Below are 12,982 nucleotides of genomic sequence, written 5' to 3'. Positions count from 1 at the left end.
CGGCACACATCGGCCGGTGTGGGGGACCGATCCTGGTCCTGCACACCGGCCGACGTCGTGTCGCGACGATCAGATCGATCAGGAGTACGGAAGCCGCAGCACCGACTGGTTGCCGATGCCCAGCGTGGTCGGGTTGTTGCCGATCGCCGACCAGACCTCCACCCGGACCGTGCCGTTGCTCAGCGCGCCCAACGTGCCGGTGGCCGAGGACAGGCCGGCGTTCTGGGTGTAGTGCTCGTAGCCGGTGACCGGGTCGGTGGCGAAGTAGCGCAGCGTCTCCACCCGTTCCCAACTGCCGTTGCCGGTGAGGTCGTAGGAGATCCGCACCTGCACGCCGTTGCCGACCGCCGTCCCGGCGTCCACGAACAGGTCGAACGCCGTCTGCCCGCCGGCGTAGGCGAGGTTGAGGCCGGTCGCCGTGAAGACCTGGGCGTTGGTGGGCGTACCGTCGTGGTTTCCGTTCGCCGCCGCGACCGTCGTCGTGGCCGCGCTACCGGCGACGCCCAACCCACCTCCGGGCAACAGGTACCGCGTCGGCCCGCCGGTGGACGGCGGCGGGGTGGTCGGCGGCGGGGTGGTCGTCGGCGGTGGATCGGTCGGCGTCGTCGGGGGGACACCGCCGGCCGCGTTGCCACCACTCCAGGTATACGCCCCGGTGGTGGCCGTCCTGCCGGCGCCCACCGCGAGCGTGGTGCCGTTGGAGAACGTCACAGTGATCGGCGTCGCCGTCGGGTTCGACGCCACGTAGGTCCGCGCCCCGTTGCGGGAGAAGACAGCGGACAACGGATGGTTGCCGGTCACCGTCGTGTCGACATTGCCGAGGGCGGCGAGGTTACGGATCCAGTGGAAGGTGTGCGCCCGGCTCTCTCCCTCCTCGGGGGTGTAGCCCGGGTTCGCACGGAGGTTCGCCAGCGCCGTGTCGGGGTCGCCGAGGGCCTGGAACTGCCAGAGGATGTCCTGCCACACAGTGGGCTGTCCGCCGTTGTTGCGGACGAGTTCGGCGTAGTTGGTCCGCACGTACGCCGGGTTGTTGCCCAGGTAGAGGTGACCGCCGGTGACCGGCAGCAGGTTGATGCCCTGGATCATCTCCGGTTCGCCGCTGAACCAGGTGGCGTACGCGCCGCCGTCGCCCCAGACCATGCCGACCGTGGAGTGCCCGAACGCGCTCGGGAAGTTCTGGTCGCTCACGTCGAACCAGTACTCCTGGATCGCTGCGGCCTGCGTGGTGTAGAGGAAGACGCCCGCGTCGCGGACCGCGGTGTTGCCTGTCGTCTGCCCCCACTGGATCAGGGCGCTCGCGAAGTTCATCCCCTCCGACGAGGACTCCTGGTTGTTGCCGGAGCCGAAGGAGCCGTGCCCGGACGCCCAGTCGTGCCCGGCGTAGATGTCGAAGTCCCGCAGGTACGGGAAGCGGGTGTCGTCGCGACGGTAGTTGTTGGCGTCCCGGATCAGCAGGTCGACCATGCCGCCGTAGCGGCTGGTGGCCGCCCAGGCCGGGTCGAACTTCGCCAGTGTCGCGGCGGCGGCGATGTAGTAGCCGTAGTGGAAGTGGTGGTCGTTGAGCTCCTGGTCGGACCCGTACGACGCCGGGTAGCCGATCAGGGTGCCCCAGTTGTTGTCGTAGTAGAAGACCCTGCTGGTCTTGCCGCTGGACGCGGTGAACCAGTCGGTGAGCGTGCTGCGGATGGCGTTCAGCGCGCTGTCGCGCGTCGTGGTGTCGTTCACCTGGTCGGCGATCTCGGCGATCCGCGCGGCCCGGCCGAGCCCCTTGCCGGTCCAGTAGGTGTCGTTGCCGCGTTGGTCCATCGGGTTCGCGCGGGTGGCGGCCAGGTGCCCGGTGAGCGTCGACAGGTCACCACCGCTGCCGTCACCGACGGCCGGCAGCTCCGGCAGGATGCCCTGGAACTTCATCGCGGTGCGGAACTGGTTGACGCCGGTGAGCACCTTCATCCGGCCACGCGCCGACGGGTAGGTCGGCGTGATCGCGGTGGAACCGCTCAGCGACTTCCACTGGTGCGGGTAGAGGCTGACCACTGTCTGCGTGGCGGTGCCCTCCCGCGCGGTAGTGGTGAAAGCGTACGTGGTGGTCAGGCCGCTGGTCGCCGGGTTGTAGGCGTACGACACCTGCGTGCCCGTCACGTGGGCGTGCGCGTACTGGCCATAGGTGGCGGCCAGGCTGGCGCGCTCGGTGGTGCTCGACGTGGGCGGCAGGAGGGCGACGGAGAAGTAACCGCGACCGGCCAGGGTGGACGAGATCCGCCCGGACGCCACGCTCCAGCTGGCGCCGCTCGGTGCGAACCCGACGTAGTCGTGGCCGTTGACCCGGAAGCCGATGGTGGCGCCGCTGTTGGACCAGACGTCGGGGGTGCCGGCGGTGCTGATCTGCGCGTTCCCCCCGGTGGTCTGGAAGTACGCGAAGGGCAAACCGTGGCCGATGGTCGCGCGCATGGTGCGCGTGCCGTCGCTCCAGTGCGGGCTGACCGTCCAGTCCGTCCAGCCGTCGACCTTCACCAGTGGAGCGGCGAGCCCGGCCACACCGACCCGGATGTCCTGCACGTACGGGTAGTGGAACTCACCGACACCGGTGGCGGTGCCGCTGATGGCGGGCGTGGAGTTGGCGGAGAAGCCGAGCCCGTCGCCGAAGGTGTCGTACGAGATCGGGTGGGCGTGCAGCGGCTCGCTGAACGAGCAGTCGGTGCGCTTCCACAGCAGTGAGGACCACCAGTCGTTGGTGGGGATCGGCCCGGCGGGCGCGTTGGCGGTGGCGAACTGCCGGGGGTTGCTGGACATCGCGCCGCAGCCGCTGGGGAGCGGGCCGACAGGTGTGGTGGTGTAGCTGCCGGCGCCGACGGGTGCGGCTTCGGCCGCGCGGGTGACGGGGATGGCGAGGCCGCCGACGACCAGGGCCAGCGCGGTGGCGGCGGCCAGGGACCATCGGCGGTGGGGGACGGGAGGTTTCATCGTGCCTCCATCGCGCGCTGGGTGCGGCCCTTGCCGGGTCCAGCGCTTTGCGTCTGAATTGGGGGGAAGGTCAGGTGAGAGAGCGCTCTCTCGGCCACGGTAATGGAGTACCGAGATCCCCGTCAATGTGTCCAACCCGTTGCGTGCTGATGTCGCTATTTGCCGACGCCCGCATGGTCGCCCAGCACTTCGCCCTCGCTGTCGCCCAACAGCGCGTCCGGCACGCGCATCCGCCACGCGTCGGTGACCAGCTCGGTCAACCGGTCCAGGTCGACCGCCGCCAGGCGCACCAGCACCAGGGGCAGGCCCTGGTAGCCGGGCGTGGTGAAGAAGATCTCGGGTTCCCCGAGCAGGAGAGCCTGCTTCTCCGCCTCGTCGCCGACGAACAGCACAGCGATGTCGAGCCGGATCACCCGAGGCTTGCCCGGCGTCCGCTCCGGATAGGACCAGACGAAGCCCTTGTCGGCCACCCGGAAGTCGAAGCCGGCACTGGCGATCTCCACAGTGTGTGGCAGGGCCAGCGCCACCCGGCGTACGTCGTCCGCGTCAGCCACCGAACCCCCTCGCACCGCGCACCATGAGCATGCGCTGAGGTTACGCGGTGGACAGTTCGATGGCCGTGGCGCCGACGATCGCCCGTTCGCCGTTCTCCTGGACATAACCGACAACACTGGCGCTCCGTGGATCGAGACCGGGTGGTGTCGCCAGCTCCACCTGCCCCCGCTCGGCGTCCAGGCCCACCGACCTGAAGGCGCGTACGACGTTGTCCTGCCGCAGCGTCCGCCCGGCGTTCTCCCCCCGGGCGATGTCGCTGGTCAGGTCCCGTTCCACGACCGCCACGTGCAACACCGCGCGCTCCGGCGGCTGTTCGGTCCGGTACTCCACCATCACCCGGTCATTGCCCAGGTTGCCGATGGAGAGCGCCAGTGGTGTGGCGGTGGCCGAGGCTATGGCGGACATGATCGCGGAGGCCGCCCGGCGGCGATCGGAACCGACGAACTCGACGGTGCCGTTGACGACCATCTGCGGGGTGTACAGACCTCTGGTACCGAACGCGCGGGCGTACGCCTCCTGGCGCGCGGTGTACGCCGCGTCCGCGAACTGGTCGGGCCAGCCCAGGTCGTCCCAGTAGTCGACGTGGAACCCGAGGGCGAAGACGTTCTGGCCCCGAGCCCGGGCGTCGCGCTCGATCTCGCTCAGCAACTCCTCGGCGGGAGGGCAACTGTTGCAGCCCTGGGACGTGAACATCTCGACGACGGCGAAGCCGCCGTCCGTCGATGGATTCGTCATGGTGGCCTGTCTCCTCCCACTGCTGCCCGGCGGCGTTGCGTTTCCCGTTCCGACCGAGACAATGCGCGTGGGTCGCGTCCCCTGCCGGCCTTGCGGCGAGCGCCGCCGGCCGGGTGGTTGGATGGTCCTGTGCAGTTCACAGTGACAGAGGCGCCGACGCGGGAGCGTTTCGAGGCGCGCGACGAGGCCGGCGCGGTGGTCGGGTTCGTCACCTACCAGCTCACCGGCTCGATCATCGCCTACACCCACACCGAGGTGAATCCGGCGTACGAGGGCAAGGGCGTGGGGTCGACGCTGGCGCGGGCCGTGCTGGACGACGCGCGGAGCAAGGGTCGGACGGTCGTGCCGATCTGCCCGTTCATCGCCGACTGGGTGGTCAAGCACCCGGAGTACGAGAACATCGTGGTCAGGTCCACCCGCAAGATCAAATAACCGCGCTCCCGGACCGCGCGGATCACCTGCTCCTCGTCGAACTGCCGTGGCCTGGCCCGAGACCGCCACGGCCCTCGCTTTCCTGGCCAGCCCCGCGGCCTCGTACATCACCGGTGCCGTGCTTGACTCCAACGGGGGATACACCGCCTGAACCCCGCCCCTCCGCAGCCCCGTCGGGAGACACCAACGATGACAGCCGCCACCTTCCGTGCCCTGCACCAGGACCGCCCCGCCGGTGACCCGCTCGTCCTGCCGGGCCCCTGGGACGCGGCCAGCGCCCGGGTGCTGGCCGACGCCGGTTACCAGGCGCTCGCGACCCCGAGCGCGGGTGTCGCCGCCTCGCTCGGCTACGAGGACGGCTCGACCCCGCCGGACGAGATGTTCGCGGCGGTCGCGCGCATCGTCCGCGCTGTCTCCATTCCGGTGTCCGCGGACGTCGAGGGCGGTTACGGCCTCGCCCCTCGCGAACTGGTCGGGCGGCTGGTGGAGGCCGGCGTGGTCGGCTGCAACCTGGAAGACTCGGAGGGGCACGCCACCCTGAAGGACCCGCAGCGGCACGCGGACTGGCTGGCCGAGGTGCGCGCGGAGGCGGGCGACGCGCTCTTCATCAACGCCCGGGTCGACACGTTCCTGGTCGGGACGGGTGACCCGGCCGACGCGGTGGAACGGGCCCGCCGCTACGTGGCGGCCGGCGCCGACTGCGTCTACCCGATCCTGGCGCCGCTGAAGGTGCTCCCGCAGCTGCGGGAGGGCATCTCCGGGCCGATCAACATGGCCGCCGGACCGGACCGGGAGTCCGTGGCCGAGCTGGGCCGCCACGGCGCGACACGCATCACCTTCGGTCCAGGTATGCAGCGGTACGCGATGGCGTCGATCGGTGACCTCGCGGCCGAGCTGCGCGCCTGAGGCTGCCCGCCACTCACGGGTCAGCGCTGCGCCGCAGCCGCTCGGCCTGGCGTGATCGACTCGGGTTCCTGGAAGTCGGGGTGTCCGGGTCGGATGGATGGCGCGGTTTCCGGAATGCCGAGTCGATCACCGGGGTGGCGTCGGGGATTCTCGACAGCAACGGCCGAGCCCCCGGCGCGCCGTCGTGATGACGGCAGCCGGGGGCTCGGTTGCAGGCGGTCAGGCCTGGTTGCCGTTCGGCAGCACCGCCGCCATCTCCTCGCCGGCGCCGGCGAGCACGCGCGCCTGCTGCGGCCAGCTGGCCAGCCCAGGTGCGGCGCGCAGGCCGGCGGCCCGGATCAGGTCTCGCAGCGCCGGCTCGTCCAACTCGCCGAGCTGGCCGTACGTACGCACGCCAGCGTCCTGCAACGCGGCCGCCATCTTCGGCCCGATTCCCTGAATCCGGCGGAAGTCGTCGGCCGGGCCCGTCGGGTCGGCGTCGACGCTGCTGATCGTCGCGTCGGCGGCCGATCGGACCGGAGGGGTCGCGGTGCTGACCGGCCGGACCGGAGGCGTGGCCACCGCCGACCGCTCGGCCTCCGCAGCGTCGACCGCGGACCCGGCCTGCGCCGGCTCGGCGTGCACGGAGTCGGCCTGCGCCGGCTCGGCGTGCACGGAGTCGGCCTGCGCCGGCTCGGCGGCCGACTGGTCGGCGATCGCCTGTGCCTCCGCCGGGTCGGCCGTCGTGGCCTTGGTCTCCGCATCGTCGGCCGCGCCGACGGAGGCCGGCGTCGTGTCGGCCGGCGTGCTGTCGGCGGTGGTGGCCGCGACCGGCGCGTCGTCGGCGGTCGGGAGGTCGTCCGCGGGCTGGCGGGGAGCGACCACGGCCGCCGGGGCAGGCTGCTCGTCGACAATGACCGGCTCGGGGGCCGCTTCCTGCCGCAGCTCCTCAGCGTCGGACTGCTCGGTCACCGGTACCGGCGGCGGGTCCTCGGTCAGCGCCATGTCCGCCGGGTCGACAGTGCTCGGGGCGTCCGCCGGCACGGGCACCGGCGTGGGACCGTCCGGCCCGGTCACCGCGGCTGGCGCGCTGACCGTGTCGACCGGCACCGGCTCGTCGGCGACCGCGGTGGGTGCCCGGTCGACGGCGGCCGCGGGCCGGTCCTCGTCGGTGGTGGCAGCCGGCGTGGGCGATTCGATGACGGCCAGGCCGGCGACGGGGTCACCATCCACAATCGAATTGCCCTGTACGCCCCGCCGGCCGCGCAGCAGCCACCCGGCGGCCAGGCCCAGCAACAGTGCCAGTACCAGTATCAGCGAGTGTCCGAAAGACCACGCCACGGCGAACCTCCCTCTCAGCTCGTTGGAAAAGTCACGAGAAAAACTCGCCGCAGCTTCGCACACGCGTATTGCCGGCGAGAGAGAGGATCGGCCGACAGCGTTGCGGACGGGCCGGCCACCTCAGCCGGTGCCTGCCGGGTGACACAGCGTCGCCCGATCGGACCAGAACCCGACCCGTCGAGACGAGGACTGGAAAGACCGGGACCCGGCAGGGCCCGGACGCGACGAGACCGAGGCCGGGCATGGAATGGACATCGGCGGGACCGGCCGGGGCGTGAGCGCGCCGGACATGATGCGACCCGGGCCCGGCGCGGAACGCCGAGCCCGGGTCGGGCGATGCGGGGTTCAGTCCCGGTCGCCCTCATAGGTGTGGAAGTCGTCGACGAACCGGCGACGGAGCCGTGGTACCCGGCTGGTCACTCCGAAGTAGCCGCGCGCGCCGAGCAACGCGAGCCGACCCACCACCGGCCGGTACATCCGGTCGTCGCCGCTGGTGCCGCTGCGGTTCAACGATTCGGCGACCCGGGCGAAGCCGTACGGCGCCATCACGGCCTCGTAGTCGGCGACCGCCTGGAGCAGCGTCTTGTCGCCGGCAGTGGCGCGGCTGAGCTGTGCGCAGAGCAGGCGGGCGTCGCGCAGCGCGGTGTTCGCGCCCACGCCCCGACCGGGGGTCATGGTGTGGATGGCGTCGCCGAGCATGGTGACGGTGCTGCTCTTCCAGGGCGGCACCGGCTCGGACGTGGACACTTTGATCGGTAGGGCGCTGGCCGGGTCCGCGTGGGTGAGCAGTTCCCGTAGGTGCGGGTGCCAGTTCGCGGTGAGGTCCAGAGCGACCTGCACCAGGTCCTCACCGCGGCGTTCCATGATGTCGGTCGGGAACCGGTTTGCCGCACTCCAGATGATCAGGTTGATGTTGTCGGTGGTGGTGTCGTGGGCCAGGCCGGGCCAGTCCCGGAGCACTGCCGCGTCGGGCTCGCTGACACCGGGCTTGATCCTGCGTTCGGCGTCCCACTTGAACTCCATGACGTGCAGCACGCCCATCATCCCGCCGACGCCGAAGATCAGCGAGATGCCCTGCTGGACCCGCTCCGGAATGAGACCGCGGGTGTGCGGGGTCAGCGGGATCCGGGTGGCGATGTTGATCGTCCCGGCGTCGCGGGTGACGGCGTGCGGCAGGTACTGGCGACGTACGGCGGAGTGGGTGCCGTCGGCAGCCACCAGCAGGTCGCCGGTGGCGCTGGTGCCGTCGGCGAAGTGCGCTGTGACAGTGCCGTCGTCGCGCTGCTCGTACCGGGTGAAGGTCTTGTCGAAGTGCACCACGTCCTCCAGGCCGGTCAGCAGCACCTGGCGCAGCACCATCCGGGCCACCGAGTGTTCGGTGCGTACCGGGTCGGCGTTCGGCCGCAGCGCGAACGACGCGGTCTGGCGGAGCCCCTGGGTGACGACGTTGAAGTAGTGCGGCGGCCGGGCGCAGGTGGCCAGGAAGGTGGCGAACAGCTCCGGGGGCAGGCACTCCCGCAGCGCCCGGCTACCGGTGGGGCCGATGCCGACCCGGTAGCCGAGCAGCCCTTCGGCGCGGTCGCGGTGCCGTTCGTAGACGGCGACGCTGATCCCGGCGCGGCGCAGGCCGTGCGCCAGGCACAGCCCGCCCGTGCCCGCGCCGATGATCAGGACGTGCGGCGGCGCGGCGGACATGTCAGCCGGCCGGGTGCGCGGCGGGCGCGTCGGTGACGGCCGGGCGCGGAGCGGGCGCCTCGGTGCCGGCCGGGCGCGCGGCGGGCGCCTCGGCCGCGTCCCACCGGTAGAAACAGCCGGCTATCGCGTCCCGGGGGGAGCGCCAGGTCGGCAGGTACGGCGACGTGTGCGCGGAGAGCCGTTCGTTGACCTGTCGGAAGAGTGGGTGGTTGCGGGCCGCCGCGAGCGCGTCCGGGTCGACGTCGTCCGAGGTCTCCAGCAGGTGTACGCACAGGTCGTGCAGGCAGTACAGGGATCGGTGCGTGACACCGGTCAGGCTGGGCAGTTCGGTGGCGTCGGACTCGGCGAATATCTGCGCGACCCGCCCCTCCGCTCCCGGGATGATCCGGCTGACGATCAGTAGACGACTCATGGGACCCCTTCCGCCGGTGGCCTGCCCAGCCCCTCGGGGCCGGTGCCACGTGCTCTGTGCGCCCACCGTGCCGCAGTGCCTGTCACATCACCGTCACGTACGCCGACCGGGCGGTGACGGGCACCGCCGTCACGTACGCCGGGCGGCGGGTGACGGGCGGTCGGCGATGGCCTCGCGGCTGGCCTGGCGGATCGGGGCGAGGGTGTCGTCGAGCAGGGCGCTCATGGCGGGGCTCGGCTCCAGCCGCAGCTCCCGGCGCAACAGGTCCCGGTAGACGTAGAACGCGTGCACGGCTTCGAAGGCGTTGCCCTCGGACAGGTGGATGCGGACCACCAGACGGTGTGGTGTCTCCCGTAACGGCTCGGCGGCCATCGCCTCCAACGCGGCTTCGAGGGCCTCGCCGTGCCGTCCCGCGGCCAGGTGGTGCCCGGCCACCTGCTCCAGCATGTGCAGGCGAAGTTGGCGCAGGCGTTCCCGGTCCAGCAGCACCCAGTCGTCGTACCAGCCGGGGAGGAGGTCGTGCCGTCCGGCGGCGAGCGCCCCGGCCGCGGTGCGCGGGTCGTCGCCGTCCCGGACCCGGGCCGCGGTGCCGACCAGGTCGTCCACGTCGAGCCGAACCGCCGGGCCGAGGCGTACGGTGTCGCTGGCCACTGTCATCGGGCAGCACGGGTCCTGTCGCAGCCGCCACAGGGCGGTACGCAGGGAGGACAGCGCCCGTTCCTCCGACGCGTCGGGCCAGAGCAGCCCGGCGAGCTGGCTGCGGGTGGCGCCGGGGCGGAGCCCGATCAGCGCGATCACTCGTTGCAGCCCGCGCGGCACCACCACCGGCACCGCCTCGCGGAGGAGTCGGAAACCTCCGAGCAGGTGCAGTGAGACGCCCTCCTCGGGCGGGTCTCCGGCGGTCGGCACGGACGGATCAGCGGCCACGGCGGCACCCCCTGCGGAACGCTCGTCCCGACTGTCTGCTGTGTTCCGGATCGGTTGCCCTCGACGCCACTGTCGACCCCGCCGATCGCGGCGTGGCCGGACGCGGCCCCGCCCGCCGAGGCCGCTGGGCTGACCACGCTGAAGATTATCAATAATGGTCACGTTGCGTCAACGCCAGCGCGACCCTTCAATTGGCGACAGTCAACCCGAGATCGGTTCTGAACTGCATAAACGTTGGCGCGTTGAGCGCGCTGGGCACATAGCTGATACACAGGTTGCGTCAACGCAGCGTCACCGCTCTCCGTCGCTGGCCGATCCGGCGCGGTGACGCCGCCGTGACGAGGATCGGCGCATCGTGTCGGCAGTCGTCCAGCGCGTCCGGGGGCCACCCGTCGCCGGCCGGACGCTGTGGGGGGAGGCCCAATATGGACCGATCGCTGATCGTCGCGAAGGTGGATCCGACCGCCGAGGAGCGGGTCGCCGAGATCTTCGCCGAGTCGGACGCTACGGAGCTGCCGCGCCTGGTCGGTGTCCGGCACCGCTCGCTGTACCGACTGCACGACCTCTATGTGCACCTGCTCGAGACCGCGCAGCCGGCGGAGGGCGCGGTGGAGGCCGCTCGTGACCACCCCGAGTTCATCCGGGTCAGTGACCGTCTACGCCCGTACGTGTCGCCGTACCTGTCGACCTGGCGCTCGCCGCGCGACGCCATGGCGCGGTGCTTCTACCGGTTCGACGCCCCGGACGCCGGGCGGCGGTCGTGACGGCCACCGCGCCGCGCCAAGAGCAGCTCTGGTCCCGCTGCGCCGGCTGCGCCAGCCTGCTCTACCGCAAACGGCTGCGCCGCAACCTCGACGTCTGCCCGGAGTGCGGGGAACATGCCCGACTCGGCGCGCCGGAACGCCTGCGCCAACTGGTGGACCCGGGTTCGCTGCGCCTGCTGCCCGACCGGCTGCCGGAGGCGGACCCGCTCGACTTCGTCGACGCGCTGCCGTACCCGCACCGGCTCACCGGCGCGCGGGCCAGCACGGGTCTTGCCGAGGGGGTCGTCTGCGCCACGGCCACCATCGGTGGGCACCCGGTGGTCCTGGCGGTGATGGACTTCCGCTTCCTCGGGGGCAGCCTGGGCTGCGCGGTGGGCGAGCTGATCACCCGGGCGGCCGAACGGGCGCTGGACGACCGGACGCCGCTCGTCCTGATCACCGCCTCCGGCGGGGCGCGGATGCAGGAGGGCGCGCTGTCGTTGATGCAGATGGCGACCGTCAGTCAGGCCATCGCCGCGTTGCGCGAGGCGGGACTGCTCACCGTGAGCGTCCTCACCGACCCGACCTACGGTGGGGTGGCCGCGTCGTTCGCCACCAACACCGATCTGGTGCTCGCCGAGAGTGGCGCGCGGATGGGCTTCGCCGGCCCTCGGGTGATCCGCCAGATCACCGGGCGGGCCCTGCCGGAGGGGTTCCAGACCGCCGACTTCCTGCTCGAACACGGGCAGGTCGACATGGTGGTGCAGCGCCGGTCGCTGCGCGGACGGCTGACGGCGCTGCTCGCCGCGACCCACGCCGGCCGGCCCGCGCGTCCGGCCGTACCCCGGCAGGAGCCGGCGTCGCACCGCGAGCGCCTCGCCGACGACGGCGCGGTGGTGGCGCAGCCGCCGGACCCGGCGGCCGAGAAGGACGCCGGCACCCCGGCGGTACGCGACGCGTGGGACACCGTCCGGCTGGCGCGGCACCCGGGGCGGCCCACCACACTGGACTACCTGGACTCGGTCTTCGACGGGTTCGTGGAGCTGCACGGCGATCGGCTCGGCGCGGACTGCCCGGCCATCGTGGGTGGGGTGGCCCGGTTGGCCGGCCGGCACGTGATGGTCATCGGTCACCAGAAAGGGCACACCACAGCCGAGTTGGTCGCCCGCAACTTCGGCATGGCCAGCCCGGCCGGGCACCGCAAGGCGCTGCGGCTCATGCGCCTCGCGGCCCGCCTCGGCCTGCCAGTGGTCACCCTGGTGGACACCCCCGGCGCCGACCCCGGCGTGAGCGCCGAGGAGCAGGGCCAGGCGGCGGCCATCGCCGAGAACATCCTCACCCTCACCGTGCTGCCCACGCCCGTACTCGCGGTGATCACCGGCGAGGGCGGCAGCGGCGGCGCGTTGGCGCTGGCGGTGGCCGACCGGGTGCTGATGCTGGAGAACGCCGTCTACTCGGTGATCAGCCCCGAGGGGTGTGCGGCGATCCTCTGGCCGGACCGGTCCGCGGCGCCGCAGGCCGCCCGCGCCCTGCGACTGACCGCGCCCGACCTGCGCCGGCTCGGGGTGGTCGACGAGGTCGTGCCGGAGCCGTCGAGTGCCGCGCACGACGACCCGGCCGAGACCGCCCACCGGTTGCGCGCCGCGCTGCTGGCCAACCTCCTGCCGCTGCTGGACGTGCCGCCGGCCATGCTGGTCCGCCTGCGCCGGCAACGCTTCCGACGGTTCGGCGCGAACCGCGTCGGCGCTCGGGCGGGCCTGCGATGACCGCCGGTGACCGGGCGCTGTCGACAGTCGACGCGTCCGACGACGTCCGCGTGGACGGCGAGGAGGCGCTGGCCGGGCTACGCCGGCAGGCGCAACACCTGATCGCCGAGCTGGCCGGACCGGTGCGCCGGATCCGGCTGCGCAGCGGACCGGCCGTGCTGGAGGTCGAGTGGCACCCCGACGACGCGACCCGACCGGAGGTACCGCTGCCCCGGGCCGAGGCGGCACCGACGGCCGGGCCGGCGCCCGGTGCCCCACCTGCTGTGCTGCGGCCGCCGGTGCCCGGCCGCGCTGCGGTGCGCGCACCGATCGTCGGCACCTTCTACCGGGCGCCGGAGCCCGGCGCGCGGCCGTTCGTCGCGGTGGGCGACCTGGTCCGCCCCGGCCAGCCGGTCGCGATCGTCGAGGCGATGAAGCTGATGAACGAGGTGACCGCCGACCGGGCCGGCCGGGTGACCGTGATCCTCGTCGAGGACGGCCAGCCGGTCGAGTACGACCAGCCGCTCGTCGAGCTGGACCCGGCATGACGA

The 12,982-nt window shown here is 72.2% G+C and carries 12 protein-coding genes; 5 read left to right on the top strand and 7 right to left on the bottom strand.

All coding sequences use genetic code 11. The features are described from left to right. Positions 1-78: 78 nt before the first annotated feature. The 3 genes from AB0K35_RS13355 to AB0K35_RS13345 all read right to left on the bottom strand — a co-directional run bounded on the left by AB0K35_RS13355 (position 79) and on the right by AB0K35_RS13345 (position 4,251). Positions 79-2,961, bottom strand: coding sequence for a glycosyl hydrolase (locus tag AB0K35_RS13355; protein WP_363885391.1), 2,883 nt, complete (start codon positions 2,959-2,961; stop codon positions 79-81). A 155-nt stretch (positions 2,962-3,116) separates the two neighbouring features. Further along, positions 3,117-3,515, bottom strand: a complete 399-nt coding sequence (locus tag AB0K35_RS13350; RefSeq protein WP_238672288.1) for an MmcQ/YjbR family DNA-binding protein — start codon at positions 3,513-3,515, stop codon at positions 3,117-3,119. 40 nt (positions 3,516-3,555) lie between these two features. Continuing rightward, positions 3,556-4,251: a thioredoxin family protein gene (locus AB0K35_RS13345; RefSeq protein WP_238672287.1), complete on the bottom strand. Its 696-nt coding sequence runs from the start codon at positions 4,249-4,251 to the stop codon at positions 3,556-3,558. 129 nt (positions 4,252-4,380) lie between these two features. On the opposite strand from AB0K35_RS13345, the gene AB0K35_RS13340 reads away from it, so the two are divergent. After that, a complete protein-coding gene (locus AB0K35_RS13340; protein ID WP_363885389.1) occupies positions 4,381-4,683 on the top strand; it encodes a GNAT family N-acetyltransferase in 303 nt (100 codons plus the stop codon). Between the two features lie 189 nt (positions 4,684-4,872). After that, the gene (locus AB0K35_RS13335; RefSeq protein ID WP_363885387.1) at positions 4,873-5,589 is read left to right on the top strand and encodes an isocitrate lyase/phosphoenolpyruvate mutase family protein; all 717 of its coding nucleotides are present in this window, start codon (positions 4,873-4,875) and stop codon (positions 5,587-5,589) included. Between the two features lie 219 nt (positions 5,590-5,808). Here AB0K35_RS13335 and AB0K35_RS13330 read toward each other — a convergent pair whose 3' ends face one another. The 4 genes from AB0K35_RS13330 to AB0K35_RS13315 all read right to left on the bottom strand — a co-directional run bounded on the left by AB0K35_RS13330 (position 5,809) and on the right by AB0K35_RS13315 (position 9,943). Next, positions 5,809-6,909, bottom strand: coding sequence for a hypothetical protein (locus AB0K35_RS13330; protein WP_363885385.1), 1,101 nt, complete (start codon positions 6,907-6,909; stop codon positions 5,809-5,811). A gap of 345 nt (positions 6,910-7,254) precedes the next feature. Further along, complete coding sequence (locus AB0K35_RS13325) at positions 7,255-8,604, bottom strand: NAD(P)/FAD-dependent oxidoreductase (protein ID WP_363885383.1); 1,350 nt, start codon at positions 8,602-8,604, stop codon at positions 7,255-7,257. A gap of 1 nt (position 8,605) precedes the next feature. After that, positions 8,606-9,016: a TcmI family type II polyketide cyclase gene (locus AB0K35_RS13320; protein WP_357364102.1), complete on the bottom strand. Its 411-nt coding sequence runs from the start codon at positions 9,014-9,016 to the stop codon at positions 8,606-8,608. A 129-nt stretch (positions 9,017-9,145) separates the two neighbouring features. Next, entirely contained in the window at positions 9,146-9,943 is a 798-nt protein-coding gene (locus AB0K35_RS13315) for a BTAD domain-containing putative transcriptional regulator (RefSeq protein WP_363885381.1), read from the bottom strand. Between the two features lie 425 nt (positions 9,944-10,368). Here AB0K35_RS13315 and AB0K35_RS13310 point away from each other — a divergent pair, with 425 nt between their 5' ends. Genes AB0K35_RS13310 through AB0K35_RS13300 form a run of 3 tightly spaced genes read left to right on the top strand, consistent with a single transcriptional unit; the run spans position 10,369 to position 12,979 of the window. After that, positions 10,369-10,707: a TcmI family type II polyketide cyclase gene (locus tag AB0K35_RS13310; protein ID WP_238685782.1), complete on the top strand. Its 339-nt coding sequence runs from the start codon at positions 10,369-10,371 to the stop codon at positions 10,705-10,707. Further along, positions 10,704-12,452, top strand: a complete 1,749-nt coding sequence (locus AB0K35_RS13305; RefSeq protein ID WP_363885379.1) for an acetyl-CoA carboxylase carboxyltransferase subunit alpha — start codon at positions 10,704-10,706, stop codon at positions 12,450-12,452. The genes AB0K35_RS13310 and AB0K35_RS13305 overlap by 4 nt, the downstream gene beginning before the upstream one ends. Further along, positions 12,449-12,979 (top strand): biotin/lipoyl-containing protein, encoded by a 531-nt coding sequence (locus AB0K35_RS13300; protein ID WP_363885378.1) that lies wholly within the window; start codon positions 12,449-12,451, stop codon positions 12,977-12,979. Before AB0K35_RS13305 ends, AB0K35_RS13300 begins: the two co-directional genes overlap by 4 nt. The last annotated feature ends 3 nt before the right edge of the window (positions 12,980-12,982 follow it).

The sequence above is a fragment of the Micromonospora sp. NPDC053740 genome (assembly GCF_040677775.1).
GTDB classification, from domain to species: domain Bacteria; phylum Actinomycetota; class Actinomycetes; order Mycobacteriales; family Micromonosporaceae; genus Micromonospora; species Micromonospora alfalfae.
Note: the sequence above shows the minus strand (reverse complement) of the source record. Positions and strands in the feature narration are given on the sequence as shown.

Bases quoted from the DNA above. Each gene is read 5' to 3' on its own strand.
- AB0K35_RS13345 (WP_238672287.1), bottom strand. From the start codon at position 4,251: ATGACGAATCCATCGACGGACGGCGGCTTCGCCGTCGTCGAGATGTTC.
- AB0K35_RS13355 (WP_363885391.1), bottom strand. From the start codon at position 2,961: ATGAAACCTCCCGTCCCCCACCGCCGATGGTCCCTGGCCGCCGCCACC.
- AB0K35_RS13320 (WP_357364102.1), bottom strand. From the start codon at position 9,016: ATGAGTCGTCTACTGATCGTCAGCCGGATCATCCCGGGAGCGGAGGGG.
- AB0K35_RS13325 (WP_363885383.1), bottom strand. From the start codon at position 8,604: ATGTCCGCCGCGCCGCCGCACGTCCTGATCATCGGCGCGGGCACGGGC.
- AB0K35_RS13300 (WP_363885378.1), top strand. From the start codon at position 12,449: ATGACCGCCGGTGACCGGGCGCTGTCGACAGTCGACGCGTCCGACGAC.
- AB0K35_RS13310 (WP_238685782.1), top strand. From the start codon at position 10,369: ATGGACCGATCGCTGATCGTCGCGAAGGTGGATCCGACCGCCGAGGAG.
- AB0K35_RS13335 (WP_363885387.1), top strand. From the start codon at position 4,873: ATGACAGCCGCCACCTTCCGTGCCCTGCACCAGGACCGCCCCGCCGGT.